A 23,053-nucleotide genomic window follows, 5' to 3' on the forward strand; every position below is an offset into this window, starting at 1 on the left:
GGCGAGGATGTAGAAACAGTGCGGCTATAGCGCGCACAACTTCTACAAAATCCCCGCGCCGGCCGGCACACCACAGACAATGAGAATGCCCCGCGACCTTCTGGTCACGGGGCATTCGTCGTCTCTGTCAGCGAGCGAGCTTGAGCACCTCACCCCAGCCCAGGCGGGAGCCGGTACGGAGGATCGAGCGCTGATAGATGCGTGCTGCAACCCAGGTGGCGAGCGCACAGACAGCCGCCATCAGCACAAACGTGAGCACGATCTGGAGGGTGTTGGTGTCGCCGCTGGCGATCCGCATCGGCATGAGCGCCGCGCTGAACGGTGGAATCCAGCTGAGGGTCTTGATGAGGGTCGAATCGAGCGCCTGCACACCGAAGATGCCGGCGTACATCACGCCCATCGCGAGAACGGTCAACGGGAACGATGCCGAGCTCAGTTCCTCCTGGCGGGACACGATCGCGCCGGTCGCAGCGTAGAGGGACGCGAAGAACAGGAAACCGAGCACGAACCAGGCGATGACGGCCGCAAACATGCCGACCGCGGCTCCGGGCAGCGTGAGGATTCCGGTTGCGGTGCCGGCGATCAGTGCCGTCGCACCGAGCAACACGACTTGAGTGAGAGCCACCGCACCGATGCCGATGATCTTGCCCCACAGCAGGTGCAGCGGCTTGATCGTTGCAAGCAGCAGTTCGACGACCCGGGAGGTCTTCTCCTCGACGACGCCGACGGCCACCATCGTGCCGCCCATCATGATCGCCGTGATCAGCAGGATGACGCCGACCAATGCGATGACAAGCCGTTCTCCCTCATCCGGGCGCGCCGGGTCGAGTTGCGTCACCGAGATGTCCACGGCGGGCAGCGACGCCGCATCGACGCCTCGTGCCGCGAGTGCGTCGTTGAGGCCTACTTGCGACACCGCGGTCCGGATGGGGCCTTCGACAGCGGGGTCGGCGCTGTCCTTGCTCAGGATCACGTACGACCCGGGGGTGTCACCCGGCACGAGTGCCGCCGCGACGTCACCGTCGGCGACCTTGGCGCGGGCCTGCTCGACGGTGTCCACAGGCTCGGTCGCGATGGACGTACCGGCGGAGTCGCCGACCGCGACGATCGATTCGGTGATCGCTGCCGGTTGGCCGACCACCGCGACCTTCTCGACGTCCTCGCCGCCGGCGAACAGGTTGATGAGGACGGCGCCGACGATGATCACGACCATCAGCAGGGCGGTGCTGACGACGAACGAGCGGGTCTTGGCCCGTGTGGTGATCTCGCGTTCGGCGACGAGCCGGATGGCCTGCGCGGCCGAGGCCTTGGCTGATGGGGCCGGTGTCGTGGTGGGGCTGTCGTGCAGTGTGGTCATGCCGAAACGACCTCTCGGAACATGTCGGTGAGGGACGGGGTGGACGTCGTGAAGCGGTGGACCGGACCGTGGTCGAGTGCTGCGGCCAGGATCTGCTGGTCATCGACCACAACCGGGTCGACGAGGAGGCGGGTGGTCTCGCCGTAGGCGGCCTCGCGGACACCGGGGAGTGCGTCGGCCCAGGCGACGTCGGCACGGGGACCGGTGACTTCGAGGGTGATGCCGTCGCGGGAACGCAGGGCCTCGACCGTGCCCAGGGCACGCATCTCGCCGCGCACGACGATGCCGACTCGGTCGCACAGTCGTTGCACCAGATCGAGCTGATGCGAGGAGAAGATGACCGGGATACCCTCCGCGGCCTTTTCTTTGAGCACATCGCTCATGACGTCGACGGCGACCGGGTCGAGGCCGGAGAACGGCTCGTCGAGCACCAGCACCCGGGGGTCGTGGACGAGCGCGGCGGCGAGCTGGACGCGCTGCTGATTGCCGAGGCTGAGGTCGGCGACGTTGTCGTCGTACCGGCTGCCGACGCCGAGGCGTTCGGTCCATCGTTCCACCGACTCCTCGGCCTCCGCAGTGTCCATGCCGTGGAGTTTCGCGAGGAAGGTGAGTTGTTCGCCGACCTTCATCTTCGGATAGAGGCCGCGTTCCTCGGGCATGTATCCGATCCGACGACGGAGGTCGAGGTCGATGGGGCGCTCGCCGAGCCGGACCACGCCGGCGTCGGCGGAGAGAACTCCGAGGATGATGCGCATGGTGGTCGACTTGCCGGCGCCGTTGCTGCCCACGAAGCCGAAGATCTCGCCGGGTTCGACGTGAAAGGTCATGTCGCGCAGCGCGACCAGATCCCCGTAGCGCTTGTGTAATCCGTCGACGATGAGTGGTGCGTTCATGAGTCACGTTCCTTTCCGCCGGTGGCGGTGTCGGAGGGTGTCTGTGGGGGTTCGATCAGGTCTTCCGGGTCGGGATCGGCCATCCACCAGGCGATCAGCATGTTGGGCACGCAGATCGCGGTTAGTACCAGGGAGATCAGCAGGATGGCGCTGCCGTAGACCCACTGGCCGGGCACCTCGTCGCGCATGCTGATCCCGACGAGGACGAAGTACGGGATGAACATCACCGCGTAGAGCACGAAGAAGCCGAAGGATCGCGCCGAATTGCGTTGGGCCAGCTGGATCTCGTCGAGCGCGGACACCGGCGCGTCGGCGATGGAGCCGGTGACGATACGCAGCGCGATCTGGATGGTGATGACCGAGACCAGGCCGATGCCGAACGGCAGCAGGAACCATCCCGACGACCGGAAGGCCAGGAATGAGCTGGCGATGATGAAGACCAGGGCGCACAGCAGTGTGATCACCAGTCGCCGGTATGCGCGCTGGTTACGCCACGTGGTCAGGCGATGGGCGTGCTTGGCGTTGAACTCTTCGTGTCGACGTCCCCGCCAGTTCTCGTAACGGCGCCAGACCTCGGGTTTCGCCGCCTCGGGGAACGCCGAGTTCGGGTCGTTCATCGGTCACCTCCGGTGTCGTTGCTGGGTGAGTCGTTCGGGGCCGGGCGCGTGTCACGCCGGTAGAGCTCGGCCGACATGGCGCCGAACGGGGTTCGGCTGAACACGGCTTCGACAGGAAGGTCGAAGACGTCGCAGATGCGGAAGGCGAGGTCGAGGCTGGGGTAGTTGTCGCCCCGCTCGAGGGCACCGACGGACTGGACGTTGATGCCGACGAGTGTCGCGAGCTCGGCCCGCGACATCTGCCGTTCCGCACGCAGGACGCCGATGCGGTTGTAGATGGGAAGCTTTTCCCCACGGCGTATTGGACTCACGCCACCAAGTGTTGGGAAAACACAACAATCTGTCAATCCCCAATAACACCGACGGCCGCACCGTCGTGGTGGTGATGGGTCAGTGAGAGGCGACTTCCAGGAGGTCGGCAGCCACTCTCGCGGCTTCCCGGCCGGCTCGGTTGGCCCCGATCGTCGACGCCGACGGGCCGTACCCGATCAGCTGGATACGGGGATCGGCCTCGACGACCGTTGCGAGGCGACCGGTCATGGTGATGCCGCCACCCGGTGCGCGCAGCCGCAGCGGCGCCAGGTGATCGAGTGAACTGCGGAAGCCGGTGTTCCAGAAGATGACGTCCAGGTCCAGATGCTCGCCACCCGCGGGGCCGCAGTCCCAACAGACGCCGGTCTCGGTGATGCGGGTGAACATCGGGCGCCACGACAGGATGCCGTCGCGCTGGGCCGCGGCGATCGCAGGTGTCAGGGCGAGGCCGGTCACCGAGACAACCGACGTCGGGGGCAGTCCCGCGCGGACACGGCGCTCGACGCGTGCGACGGCCTCTCGTCCCTGCTCGGGCGTGAACGGTTCGGTGCTGAAGACCGGTTCGCGTCGCGAGCACCAGAACGTCTCGACGCCGGGCGCTTCGCGGGCGATCTCGATGAGCAGCTGAATCGCCGAGATCCCGGCACCCACCACGAGGACCCGCTTGCCGGCGAACTCCGCCGGGGACGTGTAGTCGTGCGTGTGCAGCTGGCGCCCTCGGAAGTCGGCGGCGCCGGGGATGTGCGGGATGAACGGCCGGTCCCACGTGCCGGTGGCGTTGATGATGACGTTCGTGGTCAGGTTGCGGCCGTCGGCCAGCTCGACACCGAACCCCTCGCCCTCCCGTCGGACCGCCCGAACGTGTACCGGCCGATGGACGTTCAGGCCGAACTTCTCCTCGTAGCGGCCGAAGTACTCGGGGACCGCGGTGGCCGCGGGTAGCTGGTCGCAGTCGAGGCCGAGCGCTTCGACGATGCCCCACCCGGGGAGGTCGTGCACCCGATTGGCGGTGGCGAGGGTCAGCGTCGGCCAGCGGAACTGCCAGGCGCCGCCGGGGCCGGGCGCGTGGTCGAGCATCTGATACCGGTCGCCGAGGCCGAAGCGGTGCAGGAAGTAGGCCGACGACAGGGCTGCCTGCCCGCCGCCGATGATCAGGACGTCCGAGTGGGCCTCGACGTCGACCGCGTCCGAGTCGGTCCCGTCGACTTGGAGGGCGCTGCCCGGTGCGGTGCTGCTCGGCGTGGTGTTCGGCACCTCACCACCCTGTCACGACTCGGCCCGACAGTGTCATCGGTAGGCTTGGCCCCCATGATCCACTCCACCACCGACGGCGCCGTTGTCACCATCGAGCTCGATCGGGTCGACAAGCGCAACGCCCTCAACGAGGAGATGCTGAGCGGGCTGGCCGATGCCTTCGATGCCGCGACCGAGGCCGGTGCGCGGGCCATCGTGATAACCGGGCGCGGACCGGTGTTCAGTGCGGGGGCCGACCTGTCCGGCCCGGTCTACGACCCCGGCTTCCTCGACAAGCTCGTATCCACGCTGCACCGCATCGAGTCGACGCCGGTTCCGGTCATCGCCGCTCTCAACGGTTCCGCGATCGGCGGTGGCCTCCAGCTGGCGATGGCCGCCGACCTCCGCGTGATGGCACCCGATGCAATAGCTGCGATCCCGGCCGCCAAACTCGGTGTCGCCGTGGACGAGTGGACCATCCGTCGGCTCGTCTCACTGGTCGGTGCCGGACAGGCGCGCGGCATGCTCATCGGTTGTGACCCGCTGAACGCCGACCGTGCCCACACCCTCGGATTCGCCAACCGCATCGGCGATCTCGCCGACGCCCAGCACTGGGCGGCCACCATCGCCGACCTCGCGCCGCTCACTCTGCAGCACTACAAGCTGGTCCTCAACGGCGACGGCGCCCGCGACACCGCACCCGAGGACCGGGTCGCCGCGATGGTGCGCGCCTGGCAGAGCGACGACATGGCCGAGGGGCGCGCCGCGCGCAACGAGAAGCGGCCGCCGAAGTTCGTCGGGCACTGACACACGCACTCGGCCGGTTCAGCGCCGGTGGATGGGCCCGGTGCCCTGGTGCAGCGGGACGGCCTGGGCGCCATGCCTTTCCGCGATGAGTTGGGCCGCGATCGCAACGGCGACCTCGGCCGGTGTGTGACCGCCGAGATCGAGTCCCAAGGGTGAACGCAGACGCGACAGCTGTGTCTCGTCGACGCCCTCCGCGCGGAGGCGTTCGTCGCGATCCGCCGCGGTCCGGCGTGACCCGAGTGCGCCGACGAAACCGAAGGTCGGTGACTGCAGGGCGGTGCGGAGTGTCGGAACGTCGAACTTGGTGTCGTGGGTCATCACGCACAGCGCTGTGGTCGAGCGGATCTGCCGGTCCCGGATCTGTTCGGCGAGATAGCGATCGGGCCAGCCGACGATCACCTCGTCGGCGTCGGGGAAGCGTTCTGGTGTCGCGAACACGGGCCGCGCGTCGACGACGGTCACCCGCATCCCGAGCGTCGAACCCAGCGAACTGAGTGCGCGTACGAAGTCGTTGGCGCCCACCAGGATCAGACGCGCCGGCGGGGCGAAGGTCTGCACGAAGGTGCGTGGCCGGTCCTCGGTCGGCGCAGCGGGATCGGTGGCCTCGCAGTCGTCGACGCCGATCACGCCGGTGCGACCGGTCTCGAGCATGTCGGCGACGTCGTGGTCGAGCCGTCGCCACGGCGGCCGGGAGGTCTCGGTCGCGACGTACCAGTCCGGGTGGGCGTTCAGCGTCGTGGCGACGGCGATCGGTTCATCGTCCGCGAGTGCGTCGGCGAGGCGTCGGAGTTGCCCCAGTCGTTCCGGCGTGGGTTCGATCCGTTCGACGACGACGTCGATCTGGCCGCCGCAGGTGAGGCCGGGCGCGGGATCACGAGCGTCCTCGATGCCGAACTGCTCGACGACGGCGAGCCCGTCCTCGAGCACCTGCTGCGCAGTGTGGACCAGGGCCGATTCGACGCACCCGCCGGAGACCGAGCCGATCACGGTGTCGTCCTGCGTGACGACCATCGACGCCCCGACCTCGCGCGGTGCCGACCCGGACGTCGAGATGACCCGACACAGCGCCACGGGACGTGCGTCGGCGCCGTCGAGGACGGCGAGCAGGTCGGGCAGGATGTCGCGCATGCACTCCAGTTGACCAGATGGCGCCCGGCCGGGCCAGATGGGCTGGTGGCGGCGACGCCGACACCTGTGCAGAGGTGCCTGCTAGTCGCCCAGCACCCGCCGCAGGTAGTCGTTCGCGAACACGCGCGACGGGTCGAACCGGTCTCGCACCGCGCGGAACTCGTCGAAGCGCGGGTAGACGCTGCGCAGGTACTCCGCGTCGCGGGTGTGCATCTTGCCCCAATGGGGGCGTCCGCCGAAACCGGTGAGGATCGCTTCGACGTCGGCGAAGTACGCGGCGGATTCGGCCGGGTCGTCGCGGTGGTAGCGGTGGACGGCGATGTAGCCGCTGCGCCGTCCGGTGGCGGTGGAGAGCATCAGGTCGTCGGCCGCGGCGGCACGTACCTCGATGGGGAAGCTGACCCGGTACTTGCGGCGGTCCAGCAGCGCGCGGATCTCGCTCAGAGCCGCCGGGACGTCCTCGAGGGGGATCGAGTACTCCATCTCGCGGAAGCGCACATCACGGTCGGAGACGAAGATCTTGGTCGACGTGTCGGTGAGTTCGCGGGACGACAGGCTGCGGCCGGCAACCTGGTTGATGGCGGGGATCAGGCGCGGCGCGCGGACCCCGACCTCGCACAGCACGCGAAAGACCTTGTTGCTCAACAGCTCGTCGTCGACGTACCGGCGGAACCGCGACGGTCCGGTGATCGGCGCATCCGTCCCGAGCCGAGTGTTGGTCTTCACGAGTGCGCAATTGGTGTGTGGGAAAAGGTAGAACTCGTGATGGTCCGACGAGACGACACGGTCGAGGAACCCGGCGATCGCATCGTCCGCGGTGGCCGGGCCCTCGGCGGCATGCAGCCGGAAGTTGTCGACGCAGTCGAGCGTGATCTCGACGACGACCCCGAGTGCGCCGAGACCCAGGGCGGCAGCGCGGAGTTCGGGATCCTCGGGACCGATGGTCACGATCTCGCTCTTGCCGTTCACGAGTGTGACGCCCGCGACCTGCGTGCTGATGCCGCCGAACGCCAGTCCGGTGCCGTGGGTTCCGGTGGAGGTCGCGCCTGCGATGGTCTGCCGGTCGACGTCACCGAGGTTGGCCATCGCGAGACCCCGCGGTGCCAGGAGCGCGGGGATCTCGTGCAGGTGGGTGCCCGCGTGCAGCGTCACGCGGTGGCCGTCGGCGCCGGCCAAGCCGCGCAGACCGGACAGTTCGAGCTGGACGTCGTCGGCGACGGCGATGGGGGAGAAGCTGTGTCCGGCGCCGACGGTCTTGACCGTGCCGCCCCGCTCGGCGGTCTCCCGCACGATGTCGGCGATGGCGCCCACACTAGTCGGACGGAGCACGCGGCTCGGTGTGCACGACGCGGTGCCACCCCAGTTGCGCCAGCTGTGCCCGGCAGTGGTCGACGTCCCGCTCACAGAAAGCAATTCCCTTCGCCTCGGTAGGTGGGCACGACCTCGCCGACCACCGCGTGACCGGCGTCGTCGCGGTCGATGATCGCGACGTCCCGGGCACGTTCGCAGACCTCGCCGGACTTGGTGTGCCGGAACCATACTCGATCGCCGATCGCGATGCCCTGCGCAGCCTCGCCGCGCAGCGGGGTCTGCACCTCGCCGGCGGCCTCGGTGCCGACGAATTCGAGTCCGCTCGGCCACACGGGTTTCGGGAGGCGATCGGGCGCGGGCGGTCCGGAAGCGATCCAGCCACCGCCGGCGCAGGTGACGATGCCGCGGGCGGGGCGACGGACGACGTCGAGTCCGAACGACAGCGCGGGTGCCGGGCGGAACCGGGCGTACCCGTCGAACAGGTGGCCACCGAAAAGGCCGCTGCCCGCGGCGATGTCGGTGACGGACCGGTCGCGGGCGGTCTCCTCCAGGGAGCCGGTGCCGCCGCCGTTGACGAATTCCAGGTCGGCGATCTCCCGCAGCTCGCCGATGACCTTCCCGCGCCGGCGACGCAGCTCGGCCATCGACCGGCGCTGCATCATCCCGACCGCCCGGTTGACGACGGCCTTCCCGGGTACCGCGTCGGCGACGCCGGCGACCTGCGCCTCGTACGACATCACCCCGACCAGGTCGAAACCGTTCCGCGCGACGATGGTCCGGGCGAGGTCGAGCACGTCGCGTCGCGAATGGACCGGGGATCGGCGGACGCCGATGTGGACCCGACCGCCGAGGAGCCGGTACGACGCATCGAGGTCGATGGCCACACGGATCGGTCGTCGTGCGGCGGGTGGGGCGACGGCGTCGATGATGTCGAGCTGCTCGACCGAGTCGACGAGCAGGCTCACGCGACTCGTCGCCGCCTCGTCGGAGACGAAGGCTGCCAGTGCTTCCCGGCGGACGCTCGGATAACCGATGAGGATGTCGTCGATGCCCGAGGTCGTCGCCAGCCAGTGTGCTTCGGCGAGATCGTAGGCGAGCACACCGTGGAAGCCGGGACGACCGGCGAGGTCGGCGATCACCGAACGCACCCGGAGGGACTTGCTGGCGATCCGGATCGGGACACCGGCGGAGCGCCGCAACAGATCGGCCGCGTTGTGCTCGAGCGCTGCCCGGTCGAGGGCGAGGACCGGGGCGTCGAGGCCAGCCTCGCGTACCGCGGAATCGATTGACGCCCAGTACTGCTCGGGGTCGTTCACCCACAGTCCGTCGTCGAACTCCCCGATCGACGACGATCCATGGGTGGGACGCTCAGTCGAGCCTGACATAGGTGAAGAGCTGGTCGGAGACCGCGGTGATGATCGAGCTGATCACCTTGTCGTCACCGGTGCTCAGGAAGGTCAGCGTGATCGCGTTGGTGGCGGCGATGACGAACGGGCCGAGTTCCTCCACCGGACGGGTGAAGGACACCGGGGCATGGTCGGTGATGGCCTGCAGTCCGGCCGTGGCGATCCGGTACAACTCCCCGTACATGGCGTGTCCGACCTGCTGTAGCTCCGGGTGATTGTGCGCGTAGATGCCCAGCGCTATACCCGCCTGCATCCGGCCGGGATCGGCCTTCAGCAGGTCGTAGAACGCATGGAACTGCCGCTCCATGTTGTCCCGGATCACCTCGAGCGTGAAGGTGTCGCCGTACTCGGCGGCCGGCAGCACGGTGTGCAGCATCCGCTCGATGTCGTGGGGCACCGCCTGCTCCATCACCGCGCACAGCAGTGCTGTGCGGCTCTCGAACGCGTAATGGAAACTCGCGAGTGGCATCCCGGCGTGAGCGCAGATCCGGCGGGTGGTGGCACCTTCCACACCGTGATCGGCTATCACGCGGTAGGCCGACTCGATGAGCGCGCTTCGACGCTGTTCGACGGACATCCGTGGCACGATGGTCAACCCCTTGGCCAACATGCGCCTGCGCATGTGCGGTGGACAATGTTCGCCGCAGCCTACCAGTGCCGTTGTCGGCGTTTGCGCGGTTCATCACCCAAAAACGTGCCGATGTTCACCGTTGCTCACAACTCGACGGTCGCCGTGAGAGGCTTCCGAACCGACGCCGTCGTGCTTCGCGTCGAACCCCACCCGATCGGATTACTGTGTGGACGTGACCACGAACTCCGAAAGAACCGGCCCCGACGCGACCTCGCGGGTCCTCGGGCGGGTGACATCGGCCGGGGTGATGATGGCCGACGCGGTGGCCGAACGGCTCGCCGCCGGTGGTCTCGGCCCGGCACGTGCACTCGGCGCCACCCGCGAGGAGATCGTGCCGCATGTCCGCACATCCCCGCACCTGCGAGACGGGGTCTTCGACAACCCCGAGCCGCCGGAGGGGTCCATCACCCCGGACCGGCAGGTACTCGCCGACATGGCACGCCGCCCGGGCCGGCCCCGACGGCCGGTGATGGTCACCGTCCCGACCTTCGACGCCCCGTCGCCCCTCGCCGTCACCTGGCTCGGACACGCCACCGCCATCGTCGACATCGACGGCGCGCGCATCATCACCGACCCGGTCCTGAGCCGGCGCTGTTCGCCGAGTCAGCTCGTCGGCCCGGGGCGCATGCACGCGGCCCCGCTGTCGGCCCGTCAGCTGCCCCCGATCGACGTCGTGGTGATCAGCCACGACCACTACGACCACCTCGACATGGACACGGTCACCACCATCGCGGCGACCCAACCCGAGGCCGTGTTCGTCACGACGATCGGCGTCGCCGCACACCTCATGGCCTGGGGGATCGCCGAAGACCGTATCCGGCAGGCGGATTGGTGGGACGAGATCGTCGTCGCCACCCGTGGTGGTGAGCTGCGGTTCACCTGCGGCCCGGCACGCCACTTCTCCGGACGGTGGCTGGCACGCAACCTCACGCAATGGGGGAGCTGGGCGATCGCCGGCCACACCCACCGGGTCTTCTTCTCCGGCGACACCGGCCACACCGAACGATTCGAGGATCTCGGAGCGAAGCTCGGTCCCTTCGACCTGACGCTGATCGCCGTCGGCGCCTACGACGTCATGTGGCCCGACATCCACGTGAATCCCGAGGAAGCGTTGTCGGTGCACCGGCTGGTGTCGCCGGGGTCCGGGGCCGATTCGGTGATGATCCCGATCCACTGGGGCACCTTCAATCTCGCCCGCCACCCCTGGGGTGAGCCGATCGCGCGGCTGCGCGCAGCCTCACGCCACGGCGACCCGACTGTGCTCGTCCCACAGCCCGGTGGTTCGATCGACCTCGAACACCGCACCGGAACCGGTGTGGCGCATCCGAGTTGGTGGGAGGTTTCGGCGTGAGCACCACGGCGGAGACGATCGAGCCGGGTCTCAGCGCGGCAGAGGTGGCCCAGCGGGTCGCCGAGGGCAAGGTCAACTCCATGCCCGACCGTTCGGGCCGAAGCGTGGCGGACATCGTGCGCGCCAACGTCTTCACGCGCATCAACGCGATCCTCGGTGTCCTGTTCGCCATCGTCGCGTTCACCGGCTCGCTCATCAACGGTCTGTTCGGTCTGCTGATCATCGCCAACTCGACGATCGGCATCGTCCAGGAGATCCGCGCCAAGCGCACCCTCGACAAGCTCGCCATCGTCGGCCAGACCCGGCCGCGGGTCCGGCGCGACGGTGAGGTCGTGGAGGTGGCGCCCGACGAGGTCGTGCTCGACGACATCATCGAGATCGGCGCCGGCGACCAGATCGTCGTCGACGGCGAGGTCATCGAGGCCACCGCACTCGACGTCGACGAGTCGCTGCTGACCGGTGAGGCCGATCCGATCGACAAGGACCCGGGCGCGCAGGTCATGTCCGGCAGCTTCGTGGTCGCCGGTGGCGGCGCCTACCGGGCGACCAAGGTCGGTGCCGATGCGTACGCCGCGCAGCTCGCGGCCGAGGCCTCGAAGTTCACCCTGGTCTCCTCCGAACTCCGTTCGGGAATCGACCAGATCCTGCGGGTCATCACCTGGCTGCTCATCCCCGCCGGCATCCTGACCATCGTCAACCAGCTGTTCATCAGCGAGAACGGGCTCAAGCAGGCACTGCTGGGCATGGTCGCCGCGCTGGTGCCGATGGTCCCCGAGGGGCTGGTCCTGATGACCTCGATCGCCTTCGCCGTCGGCGTCGTGCGCCTCGGTCAGCGGCAATGCCTCGTCAACGAGCTCCCCGCGATCGAGGGTCTGGCCCGCGTCAACGTCGTGTGCGCCGACAAGACCGGCACCCTCACCGAGAACGGCATGCGGCTCTCCGAACTGCGCGTCGTCGGCAATGATTCGCCGGAGCTCGCCGGTGAGGTGCTCGCCGCGCTGGCCGCCCACGATCCGCGCCCCAACGCGAGCATGATCGCTGTCGCCGAGGCATACCCGACCCCGCCGTCGTGGACGGTGTCCGCGATCAAGCCGTTCACCTCGGCCACCAAGTGGAGCGGGATCTCGTTCGTCGACGAGGCCGGCGCCGACGTGGGCAACTGGCTGATCGGCGCACCCGACGTGTTGCTCGACCCCGCGGGGGACACCGCCCAGCTGGCCTCCGACATCGGTGCCACCGGACTGCGCGTGCTGCTGCTCGCACGCACCGACGTCCCCGTCGACACCGAACCCGCCGACGGCGTCGTCGCCCCCGGCGCCGTGACACCGGTCGGGCTCGTCGTGCTCGAACAGCGGGTCCGACCCGACGCGCGCGGCACCATCGACTACTTCGAACAGCAGCACGTCGCGGTCAAGGTGATCTCCGGTGACAACGCCCGCTCCGTCGGTGCGGTCGCCGAATCGCTCGGACTCGGCTCGGCCGACACCTCCGTCGACGCGCGCAAGCTGCCCGAGGAGGAGGGCGAACTGGCCGACGTCGTCGAACACGGCATCACCTTCGGACGCGTCCGTCCCGATCAGAAACGCGCCATGGTCAAGGCGTTGCAGTCGCGGGACAACACCGTGGCGATGACCGGCGACGGCGTCAACGACGTGCTCGCACTCAAGGACGCCGACATCGGCGTCGCGATGGGGTCGGGCAGTTCGGCTGCCCGGTCGGTGGCCCAGATCGTGTTGCTGGACAACAAGTTCGCCACCCTGCCTTATGTGGTGGGCGAAGGCCGCCGGGTCATCGGCAACATCGAACGCGTCTCCAACCTGTTCCTCACCAAAACGGTGTATGCGGTGCTGCTGGCGCTGTTCGTCGGTGTCGGCGGCGTGCTGGGCAGGCTGTTCGACTCGGATCCGCTGAGCTACCCGTTCCAGCCGATCCACGTGACGATCTCGGCGTGGTTCACCATCGGAATCCCCGCCTTCGTGCTGTCGCTGGCGCCCAACAACGAGCGCGCCCGCCGCGGTTTCGTGCGGCGGGTCCTGCTGCAAGCGGTACCCAACGGCATCATCGTCGGTCTGTGCACCTTCGTCACCTACGTGATCGTCAATCCGGGCGGTCCGGGAGTGGAGGTCGGCGGCGACGCCGTCGACCTGTCGCCGGCACAGACCCAGGCGGCCACCGCGTCGCTGATGACGCTCATCGCGATCGCGGTCTACGTCCTCGCCGTGGTCGCGCGGCCGTACAACTGGTGGAAGGTTCTCCTGCTCGCCGTCTCCGCCGGTGCCTACGTGCTGATCTTCGCGTGGCCGTTCACCCAGGACCTCTTCCACCTCGATTCGTCGAACTGGACGATGAACTCGGTCGCACTCACCTCGGCGGCCGTCGGAATCGTGCTCGTGGAAGCGGTTTCACGGGTCGTGCCGCGGTGGATCGCGAGCCACGGTTCGCCCGCGGAACACTCGGTTGAGGTGGGCGAGGCGTCGGCTGTGTGACGACGCCGTGCCGGCGACTAAACTCTGCGGCGAGTTGCCGGAAGAAGTCCGGCTCGTCGACACAGGAGACGTCATGGATCTCAAGGGACTCGTCAACAAGGCCAGGGCCGCGCTGCAGAAGAACCCGACCCTGATCGACAAGGGCGGCGACGCGATCGACAAGGTCACCAAGAACAAGTACTCGGGTCAGGTCGACAAGGCGCAGGACGCAGTGCGGAAGGCCGTCGGCGCGCCGGGACAGGGCACTCAGGGACAGACGCCGCCCGCCAACCCCGGGGAGGCGTTGCCGGGCCAGCAGAGTCCGCAACCTCGAAACCCGCAGAACCCGCAGTAGGTAGCAGGTCAGGCACCCGCCCGCGGGTGACGGCGATACCCCGACACCGTCGGGTGGCCGTCGAAGAAGAACCGCCACGCCAGGTCAGCCGCGCGTCGAACGCCGACGCGCGGTCCGGCGGCCACCGGCAGATCCGGGAGCGGTCCGCGCCGAGATGTGTCGAGAGTCACAGGCATGTCCGGATCGGCGAGATCGGTGCCGAGGTCGGCCATGGTGATCCCGAGGGCGCGGCACAGGTTCCCGGGACCGCTGGCGAGCCGGTCGTCGGACACCGGCGTCGAGCGCGCGGCCCCGCGTCGGGCACGTGCCAGCTCCACCCCGTCGACCACCTCGCCGGCTCGGAGCAGGACCGCCGCCGCAGGTCCCGTCCCCCTCACCACTATGTTGGCGCAGTGGTGGCCGTGGATGCGGTACACGTACAACCGGCCCGGCGGGCCGTACATGATCTCCGATCGTGCCGTTCGCGTGTATGCATGCGACGCGGGATCGTCGGGGCCCGCATAGGCCTCCACCTCGGTGACCTGGATCGTCACGCCGTGGCCGGTCAGGTGCGCACCGAGCAGCGCGCGGGCCTGATCGGCGACCGGCGCGGGAGAGTCGGAGGTGCGGACACTAGGCTCTGGGACCATGGCGAAGACGAGTGACTCCATCGAGGTTGAACTGTCTCCGGAAGATACCTGGGCGGCCGCGTCGGACCTGTCCCGGTACGACGAGTGGCTGCTGATCCACGACTCCTGGCGCAGCCCGATCCCGGCCTCCGAGGACCTGGCCAAGGGCACGAAGATCGCTTCGGTCGTCGTCGTCAAGGGCACCAGGATCCGCTTCGACTGGGTCGTCGAGAAGTTCGACCCGGTGTCGCACGTACGGCTGAAGGGGAGCGGCAAAGGCGGTGTGAAGGCCAAGCTCGATCTGGGCATCGTTCCCACTTCGAGCGGATCGGAAGTAACCTTCACTGTTGATCTGGGTGGGTTGCCGCTGATCGGGCCCGTGGGTAAGACCGCGGCCCTGGCGGTAGCGGGGGATCTACGAAAGTCGCTGCAGCAATTCCGAGAGGTCTTCAGCTGACCCGAGCGTGACGTCGCGCGGGGCACATCCGCCGCCGCGCCGACGCGGCTGCGGGTGACAGCGATGCGTCAGGCGGTGCGAGAACACCGCCACAAGAGGGGAACGAGAAAACTATGGGGCGTCACAGCTCAGATGCCGACCGCGGCGGGAACGATTGGGGCCGGGCTGCCGCGAGCAGCGGGGGACCCGCGGGAGACGCGAGCCGATCCGACGACGACTTCGGCTTCGAGCACCGCGAGGCCGGCAGCGGTCGCCGCGGGGGTTGGCTGTGGGCGATCATCGCCCTGGTCGCGGTCGTCGCCCTGGTCACCGGCGTGATCATCTGGCAGGCCGGTTCCGGCGGCTGCGGTGACCGCACCCGAGTGGCCGTTGCGTCCGACTCCGCGATGACCGGCCCCCTGCGTGAGGTGGCACGGCAGGCATCCGCGGACTCCTGCTACGACTACGACGTCCAGACCGCCGCCGGCGCCGATGTGCCCGGCCTGCTGACGCAGGGCGCCGCGGCCCCCGACCTCTGGGTCGCCGACTCGCAGGTCCAGGCCCGCCGCGTCACGACGCAGGTCCGTCGCGACCTCGACCTGGTCGCACCCTCCGTCGCCTCGACCCCGACCGTCGTCGCGGGCGAGAACGTCCCCGAACTCGACACGTGGGTCGAGGTCATGAAGCTCCCCGACCTGCGGACCGGCAGCCCGGTCGACACCAGCACCGGTGACGCCCCGATCATCGGTGCGCTCGCGGCCGTCGACGCCGGCGAACTGCCGGAGGAGAAGTTCACCGAGGCCATGACGGTCCTGGCGATCCAGCAGAACAACGCGCGTCTGACCAACGACAATGAGGGCACCCGTCTCAATCTGGCGAACACCTCGGGTGTGCCGGTGGTGACGACCGAGCAGCAGTACGAGCTGTTCATGCGCACCCACCAGGGGTCGAAGCTCAAGTCCTCCATCCCGGCCGCGGGCACCGTCATGCTCGAGTACCCGCTCGTGAACACCGCATCCGCCGCACGCCAGCAGGTCGCCGACGAGGCCGGTGCCGCGCTCGTGGCGGCCCTCGACTCCGACGCGGGCCGCAAGGCGTTGTCCGACGCCGGCTATCGCGACGCCGACGGAAACGGGGTCGGCGAGCCGGTGAAGGAGCTCGAGCTGCGCGATCCGTCGTCGGTCGACAAGGCCCTGCGTCAGTGGCAGGTTCTCGGCGTGCCGATCCGCACCCTCGTCGTACAGGACACCTCGGGTTCGATGGCGACCCCGGCCGGCGGGACCACCCGCGCGGGATTGCTGATCGACGCCTCGCAGACCGGTCTGAAGCTGTTCCCCAACAACACGATGATCGGCGGCTGGGCGTTCAGCGTCGACAAGGGCGGCAACGGCCAGGACTGGGTCGAGATGGCCCCCATCCGACGACTCGATGCTCGCTCGGGCGGCGGTACACACCGTGAGGCGCTCGGCAAGGCGGTCGAGGAGGGGCTGTCGGATCTCGGTGGCGGGACCGGCCTCTACGACACCACGCTCGCCGCGTTCAAGAAGGTCCAGGACACCTACGACCCGAACTACTCCAACAGCGTCATCATCATGACCGACGGGCAGAACGAGGACCCGAACAGCATCGGTCTCGACGAACTGCTCGCCGAGCTGAAGCGACTCGAGGACCCGGCGCGTCCCGTCCTGGTCCTGACGATCGGCATCTCCGACGACGCGGACTCCGACGCGCTCAAGCAGATCGCCGAGGCCACCGGCGGCACCACCTACATCGCCGAGAACGCCGCCGACATCCGGACCGTGTTCGTCGACGCCATCCAGGCGCGCGTCGCCGCGGCCGGTCGCTGACCGGCAGAAGTCACCGGAGGCGAGGCGCGGGCCATCGGGCGATCAGGGACAATGGGCCGATGACCTCCACTTCGAGCCCTGTCCCGTCTGATCCCGAGCTGTCCGGTTCAACCCGTTCGTCGGTTCTGATGCGCACCGGCGGCGTCGTCGCGGCGATGGCCGCCGTCGGTCTCGTCGCCGGGGCCTGTTCCTCCGACGACTCCGGCTCCGGAAGCACGACCACTGCCGACACCTCCACCGCGACGGTGGCCGAGGGCGCGACGGGCGAGCAGTACAAGGACGGCGAGTACACCGCGGAAGGCGGATACATCTCGCCCGGCGGACCCCAGAAGGTCGGCGTCACCGTCACGCTGTCGAACGACGTCATCACTGCGGTGTCGGTCGACACGAGCCAGACCAAGGGCCCGTCGGTGGAGTACCAGGGCAAGTTCGCCGGTGGGATCTCGGATGTGGTCGTGGGCAAGAACATCGACGACATCGAGGTCGACAAGGTCTCCGGATCGTCGCTGACCTCGGGTGGTTTCAACGAGGCGATCGAGAAGATCAAACAGGAAGCCATCAACTGAGGCCGACCGGTTTGACCTCTCCTGGCATGGATTCCCCTGCGGCCGTTCATGACTGGGTGTTCGACGCGATCGGCACCCGGTGGACGGTCACGACACCGGCGCCGCTGTCCGCCGATGTCGTCGACGCGGTGCGCGCCGAGATCGATCGGATCGACCTGGCGTGGTCCAGATTTCGCAACGACTCGACGGTCGCCGACATGGCCCGGGCGGCAGGCCGCTACCCGATCGCGGAGTCGGATCAGCCGCTCGTCGACTGGTATCGAAGGCTGTACCGGCTGACCCGTGGTGCGGTCACGCCGCTGGTCGGGCAGACGCTCGCCGATGCCGGGTACGACGGGGTGTACACACTGCGGCCCGCGGCTTCGGTGTCCGCGGTCCCGGCGTGGGATGAGGTGATCTCCGGGCACGACGCCGCGCTGGAACTGCGCCGACCCGCGCTGCTCGATGTCGGCGCGGCGGGAAAGGGATTCGCGGTCGACCGGGTGGCGACGATCGTCGCGCAGGTCACCGACGAGTTCGTCGTCGACGCCGGCGGTGACATGGTCGTCTCTCCCCGGACCCGCCCGTTGCGGGTGGCGCTGGAACATCCGATGGACCCGAACAAGGCGATCGGTGTGGTCAGCCTCGACGGCGGGGCGATCTGTGCGTCGGCGAGCAATCGCCGGGTGTGGGCGGACTGGCATCACATCGTCGACCCGCGTACCGCCTCGCCGGCGTGGGAAGTGCTGGCGACGTGGGTGATCGCGCCGTCGGCGATGGAGGCCGACGGGTTGGCGACCGCGCTGTTCTTCACCCCGGCCGCATTCCTGCGCGGCGACTTCGACCATCACGCCGAGGGCTTCCATCATGTGACCATCCGACGCAACGGGAGTGTCGAGCACACGGCGATCCCCGGATTGGAGTTGTTCCTGTGACGACGGCGGTTTCGACGAGATCCACCTCGGTTCTCCCGCGGCTTCTCGTCCCGTTCGATGCCGCGCGGCGACACCTCACCCCGTACCGGGCGGTGTTGTGCGGGCTGGTCCTGCTCGCAGTCGCGGCCTTCGTGGTGTCCGCGGTCGACGCCGATTTCGGTTACGGACCCGACGAACTCGCGGTGTGGCTGCTGGTGGCGGTCGGGGTGAGCGGCGCGGCCACCTATCTGTTCGCTGCGATCTTGCGGGTGCCGCCGAACTCCGACTCCTGGCTCATCACCGGGCTGATCCTGTTCTTCGTGGTGCCGGGCGGGTCGGAGGACACCGCGATGGCGACCACTGCAACGGCGGCGGCGATCGCGGCGGGGTCGAAATATGTTCTGGCCTGGCGGCGTCGGCTGATCCTGAACCCGGCCGTCGCCGGTGCCGTCGGCTGTTACGCGTTGGCCTACGCCGGCGTCGAGGGACTGAGTTTCCCGTTCTGGTGGGTGGCGGCCGAGCCGCTGCTGATCCCGATGATCGTCATCGGCGCGGCCGTGGTCACCCTGATCCGCGAGTGGCTCCTCGTGGCGGTGTTCGTCGTCGCGTCGCTGGTGACGATCGGGGCGGTCGAACTGGTTCGCGGCGGCCAGGATCTGTCGACGTGGATCGTGTCCTCCCCGATGCTGTTCGTCGCGGCCATCATGCTGCCCGAACCGTTGACCTCTCCGGCGCGACAGCCGCATCGGCTGATCTACGCGGCCCTGGTCGGGGTGCTGATGCACTGCCAGTACACGGTCGAGGTGACCGACTCGTACACCCTGGCGTTCGTGCCGGAGGTCGCGTTGCTCGTCGGCAGCCTCTACGCCTTCGCGGTGCGCCTGGCGACGCGCACTGCGCGCCGGGTGCGGCTCGACGTCGAGACGACGCCGTTGGCGGACCGCACCTATGCGCTCACCGGCGAACCCGCGGGTCGCGCACCGTCGTTCCGGGCGGGGCAGTGGTCGAGCGTGAGTGTGCCGCGGTGGTCGGCGCCGGTGTGGGCCGGCTCGCGGCGGGTCTTCTCGTTCGTGTCCGCGCCGAAGGAGGTGCCGGTCGAGTTCGGTTTCACGGTCGCGGGGGAGCCGTCGTCGTTCAAGGCCGCGCTCATCGACGGCCGTGCCCGGCGGGCCTGGGTCGACGAGATCGGCGGCGACTTCGTCCTGCCGCGGGCGTTCCCGGGCAAGGGTAGGGTCGTGCTCCTCGCGTCGGGTGTCGGGATCACGCCGTTCGTCTCGATGATGCGTTCGCTGTCCGGTGATCTGTCGGGCCTGACGGTGGTGCACGTACTCCGCGAACCGGGTCGGGCGGTCTACGGCGACGTGCTCGAGAACGCAGGGTCGAAGGGGGCGCGCGTGATGACGGTCGTTGCACCTGAACTCGCCGACGGCGTGGACGATGCCGACCGACTGGCCGAGCTCGTCGGTGCGAACATCGACGGCGCGGACAGCGACGGTGCGCACTACTACGTCTCGGGCCCACCGGCATTCGTCGAACGCACGTCGTCGACGATCCGGCACCTCGACCCGGTAACGAGATTGCGCCCGTGGCGCATCCACACCGACTCGTTCACCGGTTACTGATGGGCTTCGAGTACCCCTGCGAGATCCTCACCTTCGTGGTGTCCCCGAAGCACGCATACTTCGGGCGGCCCAAGGACGGTCCCGCCGACGAGGTCGAGACCCTCACTCCCGACTCGGTGGAGATCGTCGCCGACAAGGGGATTCGCGGCGACCGATTCTTCGGCGTGAAGGCCCACACCGAGGCGGCGGTGACCTTCCTGGCGATCGAGGCCTGGACGGCCGCCGCCGGGAATGCCGATCCCGTACTCGCCCGACGCAACGTCGTCGTCCGCGGCATCGAACTCGATCCGCTGCGCGGCCGGGAGTTCGAGCTCGACACCGGTTCCGGGACCATTCGCTTCCGCGGCGGGCGTCCGGCGCACCCGTGTTCGTGGATGGACACCGTCGCCGGTGAGGGCGGGCGCAAAGCTCTCATCGGTCGCGGCGGATTGCGTGCCCAGCCGTTGACGTCGGGGACCCTGCACCTCGGTCCCGCCACGATCATCACCGACATCGAACTCGACGCATCCCGCGCGGCCGACCAGGTGAAGCGGGCCCAGCCGCTGTGACCAGCTACCCGACCAGCGCCCGCAGGAAGAACCCGAGGTTGCCGGGTTTCTCGGCGAGGCGTCGGACGAAGTAGCCGTACCACTCGGTGCCGTACGGGATGTACACGCGCACGCGGGCTCCCGACCCAACGAGGCGTCGCTGCTCGTCGGTGCGGATGCCGTAGAGCATCTGGTATTCCCAGGTGTCGGGGGTGCGGTCGAACTCGGCCGCGAGGATCGTCGCCGCTTCGATCATCGTCGGGTCGTGGCTGGCGACCATAGGATAACCGTTGCCCTTCATCAGGATTCGCAGGCAGCGCAGGTAGGCCTCGTCGATCTGACGACGGTCGGGGTAGGCGACCGCGGGTGGTTCGGCATAGGCGCCCTTGCACAACCGGATTCGGGCGCCCGAAGCTGCGAACTCGGCGCAGTCGTCCTCGGTGCGCCGGAGATACGCCTGCAGCACGGTCCCGACGTCGGGGAAGTCCCGTCTCAGCGAGCGCACGATGGCCAGACGCTCGTCGACGGTTGTGTGATCCTCGGCGTCGATGGTGACCAGTGCACCGGCCCGATGCGCTGCCGCGGCGATGGTTCGGGCGTTCTCCTCGGCGATCTTGGCGCCGTGTTCCGGGAGACGCTGACCCAGCGCAGTGAGTTTCAGTGACACCTCGAGTGCACCCGGGGGCGCCGTACCCAGGCCCCGCATCATTTCCAGCAGAGACACATATGCGGCGACGGTGGCATCGGCCTGGGACTCGTCGGTGGTGTCCTCGCCGAGGTAGTCGATCGTCACGGCCAGTCCGTCGTCGAGCTCGCGTCGGATGGCGGCGAGGACGTCGTCGAGCGTTTCACCGGGCACGAACCGTCGCACGACCTTCTCGGTGACCGACCAGCGCTGCGAGATCTGTTTGATCCGTTCGCTGCGCGCCGCGGCGGTGATCGTCGGGCGCAGCAGGGTGTCGAAGACCGTGCTCAACTGGTGACCCCCGTGAAGTCGGTGCTCATGTGCGGATACCGGGACGTCGTCGGCGGGTTGAAGGTCTCCTTGATGGTGCGGGTCGACGTCCAGCGCAACAGGTTCTGCTTCGACCCCGCCTTGTCGTTGGTGCCCGACGCCCGACCGCCGCCGAACGGCTGCTGGCCGACGACGGCGCCGGTCGGCTTGTCGTTGATGTAGAAGTTGCCGGCCGCGTTGCGGAGCCGGTCCGATGCGAGGGCGACCGCGGCCACATCGGTCGCCATGACCGCTCCGGTGAGCGCATACTTCGCCGTGGTGTCGACCAGGTCGAGAACCGTCTCGTAGTCGGCGTCGTCGTAGACGTACACCGCGAGGATCGGGCCGAAGTACTCCGTGGAGAACGCCTCGTCCCGTGGGTCGTCGGACAGCAACACGGTGGGGCGCACGAAGTATCCGACCGTGTCGTCGACCTGACCGCCGACGGCGACCGTGAGCGATGGGGCAGACTTGGCGCGGCGCAGCGCCACGATGTTCTTGTCGAAGGCACGACGGTCGATGAGGGCGCCGCCGAAGTTCGACAGATCGCGCACATCGCCGTAGCTGAGTTCGGCGGCCTCGCTGAGGAAGTCGTCGCCCATCTTGTCCCACACGGACCGGGCGATGTAGGCGCGCGATGCGGCCGAACACTTCTGGCCCTGGTATTCGAAGGCGCCGCGGATCAACGCCGTCCGGAGGGCGTGCGGTTCGGCGGACGAATGCGCGACGATGAAGTCCTTGCCGCCGGTCTCGCCGACCAGTCGCGGGTAGTTGCGGTACTTCTCGATGTTGTTGCCGACCTCGCGCCAGAGGTGCTGGAACGTCCGCGTCGACCCGGTGAAGTGGATGCCGGCCAGGTTCTCGTCCGCGAGAACGACATCCGACACGGCACGTCCGTCGCCGTGGACGAGGTTGATCACCCCGGGCGGCAGGCCGGCGGCCTCGAGCAGGGCCATCGTGTACTGGGCCGCGTATGCCTGTGTGGGCGAGGGCTTCCACACCACAGTGTTGCCCATCAGCATCGGCGCGGTCGGCAGGTTCGCGGCGATGGCGGTGAAGTTGAACGGGGTGACCGCGTAGACGAATCCGTCGAGCGGACGGTGATCGAGCCGGTTCCAGACCCCGGGCGAGGACACCGGCTGTTCGGCGAGGATCTCGCGGGCGAAGGCGACGTTGAACCTCCAGAAGTCGACGAGTTCGCAGGGTGCGTCGATCTCGGCCTGCTGCACCGACTTCGACTGGCCGAGCATTGTGGCGGCGGCGACCCGTTCCCGCCACGGACCCGACAGCAGTTCGGCTGCGCGCAGGATCACCGCGGCTCGGTCGTCGAAGCTCGTGTGGGCCCAGTCCTCCTTCGCGTCCATCGCGGCGTCGACGGCGGCGCGGGCGTCGTCGTGCGTGGCGTTGGTGAGGAAGCCGAGAACCTCGCGGTGCGCGTGCGGCTGCACGACTTCGATCTGTTCGCCGTGGCCGAGATGCAGGCGTCCGCCGATGATGTGCGGCAATTCGCGTCGGCCCGCGTTGGACTGGCGGGTGAGTTCGCTGATGATCCGGGTGCGCTCGGGAGTGCCCGGGGCGTAGGTGTGCACCGGCTCGTTGGCCGGTCGAGGGGGAGTGGTGATGGCGTCCATGACGTCAGTTCACTGCGGAGGGCGTTCCGGCGATATGGCCGATCGGCAAACCGATCGGACTTA

At 68.5% G+C, this 23,053-nt stretch carries 22 protein-coding genes; 10 read left to right on the plus strand and 12 right to left on the minus strand.

Features of this window, described 5'->3' with window-relative positions:
- Positions 1-127: 127 nt before the first annotated feature.
- The 5 genes from GONAM_RS18435 to GONAM_RS18455 form a co-directional block, all read right to left on the minus strand.
- Positions 128-1,357, minus strand: a complete 1,230-nt coding sequence (locus GONAM_RS18435) for an ABC transporter permease (protein ID WP_006868271.1) — start codon at positions 1,355-1,357, stop codon at positions 128-130.
- The gene (locus GONAM_RS18440; protein WP_006868272.1) at positions 1,354-2,250 is read right to left on the minus strand and encodes an ABC transporter ATP-binding protein; all 897 of its coding nucleotides are present in this window, start codon (positions 2,248-2,250) and stop codon (positions 1,354-1,356) included. The genes GONAM_RS18435 and GONAM_RS18440 overlap by 4 nt, the downstream gene beginning before the upstream one ends.
- Positions 2,247-2,867: a hypothetical protein gene (locus tag GONAM_RS18445; protein ID WP_006868273.1), complete on the minus strand. Its 621-nt coding sequence runs from the start codon at positions 2,865-2,867 to the stop codon at positions 2,247-2,249. Before GONAM_RS18445 ends, GONAM_RS18440 begins: the two co-directional genes overlap by 4 nt.
- The gene (locus GONAM_RS18450) at positions 2,864-3,178 is read right to left on the minus strand and encodes a helix-turn-helix transcriptional regulator (protein WP_006868274.1); all 315 of its coding nucleotides are present in this window, start codon (positions 3,176-3,178) and stop codon (positions 2,864-2,866) included. The genes GONAM_RS18445 and GONAM_RS18450 overlap by 4 nt, the downstream gene beginning before the upstream one ends.
- A gap of 79 nt (positions 3,179-3,257) precedes the next feature.
- Positions 3,258-4,433, minus strand: coding sequence for an NAD(P)-binding domain-containing protein (locus GONAM_RS18455; protein WP_006868275.1), 1,176 nt, complete (start codon positions 4,431-4,433; stop codon positions 3,258-3,260).
- Positions 4,434-4,487: 54 nt separating this feature from the next.
- On the opposite strand from GONAM_RS18455, the gene GONAM_RS18460 reads away from it, so the two are divergent.
- A complete protein-coding gene (locus GONAM_RS18460; protein ID WP_006868276.1) occupies positions 4,488-5,219 on the plus strand; it encodes an enoyl-CoA hydratase in 732 nt (243 codons plus the stop codon).
- 18 nt (positions 5,220-5,237) lie between these two features.
- Here GONAM_RS18460 and GONAM_RS18465 read toward each other — a convergent pair whose 3' ends face one another.
- The 4 genes from GONAM_RS18465 to GONAM_RS18480 all read right to left on the minus strand — a co-directional run bounded on the left by GONAM_RS18465 (position 5,238) and on the right by GONAM_RS18480 (position 9,641).
- A complete protein-coding gene (locus GONAM_RS18465; RefSeq protein ID WP_006868277.1) occupies positions 5,238-6,347 on the minus strand; it encodes an XdhC family protein in 1,110 nt (369 codons plus the stop codon).
- 81 nt (positions 6,348-6,428) lie between these two features.
- Entirely contained in the window at positions 6,429-7,751 is a 1,323-nt protein-coding gene (locus tag GONAM_RS18470) for a D-arabinono-1,4-lactone oxidase (RefSeq protein WP_006868278.1), read from the minus strand.
- Complete coding sequence (locus GONAM_RS18475) at positions 7,748-9,043, minus strand: alanine racemase (RefSeq protein ID WP_040536912.1); 1,296 nt, start codon at positions 9,041-9,043, stop codon at positions 7,748-7,750. The genes GONAM_RS18470 and GONAM_RS18475 overlap by 4 nt, the downstream gene beginning before the upstream one ends.
- On the minus strand, positions 9,027-9,641 hold the full coding sequence (locus tag GONAM_RS18480) for a TetR/AcrR family transcriptional regulator (protein ID WP_174310968.1): 615 nt from the start codon (positions 9,639-9,641) through the stop codon (positions 9,027-9,029). Before GONAM_RS18480 ends, GONAM_RS18475 begins: the two co-directional genes overlap by 17 nt.
- A 220-nt stretch (positions 9,642-9,861) precedes the next feature.
- Between GONAM_RS18480 and GONAM_RS18485 the strand changes: the two genes are divergently transcribed.
- The 3 genes from GONAM_RS18485 to GONAM_RS18495 all read left to right on the plus strand — a co-directional run bounded on the left by GONAM_RS18485 (position 9,862) and on the right by GONAM_RS18495 (position 13,866).
- The gene (locus GONAM_RS18485; protein WP_006868281.1) at positions 9,862-11,046 is read left to right on the plus strand and encodes an MBL fold metallo-hydrolase; all 1,185 of its coding nucleotides are present in this window, start codon (positions 9,862-9,864) and stop codon (positions 11,044-11,046) included.
- Positions 11,043-13,532, plus strand: coding sequence for an HAD-IC family P-type ATPase (locus tag GONAM_RS18490; protein WP_006868282.1), 2,490 nt, complete (start codon positions 11,043-11,045; stop codon positions 13,530-13,532). Before GONAM_RS18485 ends, GONAM_RS18490 begins: the two co-directional genes overlap by 4 nt.
- A 73-nt stretch (positions 13,533-13,605) precedes the next feature.
- Positions 13,606-13,866, plus strand: coding sequence for an antitoxin (locus GONAM_RS18495; protein WP_006868283.1), 261 nt, complete (start codon positions 13,606-13,608; stop codon positions 13,864-13,866).
- 8 nt (positions 13,867-13,874) lie between these two features.
- Here GONAM_RS18495 and GONAM_RS18500 read toward each other — a convergent pair whose 3' ends face one another.
- Positions 13,875-14,516: a DNA-3-methyladenine glycosylase gene (locus tag GONAM_RS18500; protein ID WP_006868284.1), complete on the minus strand. Its 642-nt coding sequence runs from the start codon at positions 14,514-14,516 to the stop codon at positions 13,875-13,877.
- Between GONAM_RS18500 and GONAM_RS18505 the strand changes: the two genes are divergently transcribed.
- The 6 genes from GONAM_RS18505 (at position 14,494) to GONAM_RS18530 (ending at position 20,386) form a co-directional block, all read left to right on the plus strand.
- Positions 14,494-14,931 carry a type II toxin-antitoxin system Rv0910 family toxin gene (locus tag GONAM_RS18505; protein WP_040536921.1) on the plus strand — a complete coding sequence of 146 codons (438 nt, stop codon included), beginning with the start codon at positions 14,494-14,496 and terminating at the stop codon, positions 14,929-14,931. The two genes, GONAM_RS18500 and GONAM_RS18505, sit on opposite strands and share 23 nt — an antisense overlap.
- 113 nt (positions 14,932-15,044) lie before the next feature.
- Positions 15,045-16,757: a substrate-binding domain-containing protein gene (locus GONAM_RS18510; RefSeq protein WP_006868286.1), complete on the plus strand. Its 1,713-nt coding sequence runs from the start codon at positions 15,045-15,047 to the stop codon at positions 16,755-16,757.
- A gap of 59 nt (positions 16,758-16,816) precedes the next feature.
- Positions 16,817-17,323 (plus strand): FMN-binding protein, encoded by a 507-nt coding sequence (locus GONAM_RS18515; protein ID WP_006868287.1) that lies wholly within the window; start codon positions 16,817-16,819, stop codon positions 17,321-17,323.
- 26 nt (positions 17,324-17,349) lie between these two features.
- Positions 17,350-18,237: an FAD:protein FMN transferase gene (locus GONAM_RS18520; protein ID WP_083876450.1), complete on the plus strand. Its 888-nt coding sequence runs from the start codon at positions 17,350-17,352 to the stop codon at positions 18,235-18,237.
- Positions 18,234-19,838: an FAD-dependent oxidoreductase gene (locus GONAM_RS18525; RefSeq protein WP_006868289.1), complete on the plus strand. Its 1,605-nt coding sequence runs from the start codon at positions 18,234-18,236 to the stop codon at positions 19,836-19,838. The genes GONAM_RS18520 and GONAM_RS18525 overlap by 4 nt, the downstream gene beginning before the upstream one ends.
- Complete coding sequence (locus tag GONAM_RS18530) at positions 19,838-20,386, plus strand: hypothetical protein (protein WP_006868290.1); 549 nt, start codon at positions 19,838-19,840, stop codon at positions 20,384-20,386. Before GONAM_RS18525 ends, GONAM_RS18530 begins: the two co-directional genes overlap by 1 nt.
- 4 nt (positions 20,387-20,390) lie before the next feature.
- Here GONAM_RS18530 and GONAM_RS18535 read toward each other — a convergent pair whose 3' ends face one another.
- Positions 20,391-21,341 (minus strand): proline dehydrogenase family protein, encoded by a 951-nt coding sequence (locus GONAM_RS18535; RefSeq protein WP_006868291.1) that lies wholly within the window; start codon positions 21,339-21,341, stop codon positions 20,391-20,393.
- Entirely contained in the window at positions 21,338-22,990 is a 1,653-nt protein-coding gene (pruA, locus tag GONAM_RS18540; protein ID WP_006868292.1) for an L-glutamate gamma-semialdehyde dehydrogenase, read from the minus strand. Before pruA ends, GONAM_RS18535 begins: the two co-directional genes overlap by 4 nt.
- Positions 22,991-23,053 lie beyond the last annotated feature (63 nt).

The sequence above is a fragment of the Gordonia namibiensis NBRC 108229 genome (assembly GCF_000298235.1).
Classification (GTDB): domain Bacteria; phylum Actinomycetota; class Actinomycetes; order Mycobacteriales; family Mycobacteriaceae; genus Gordonia; species Gordonia namibiensis.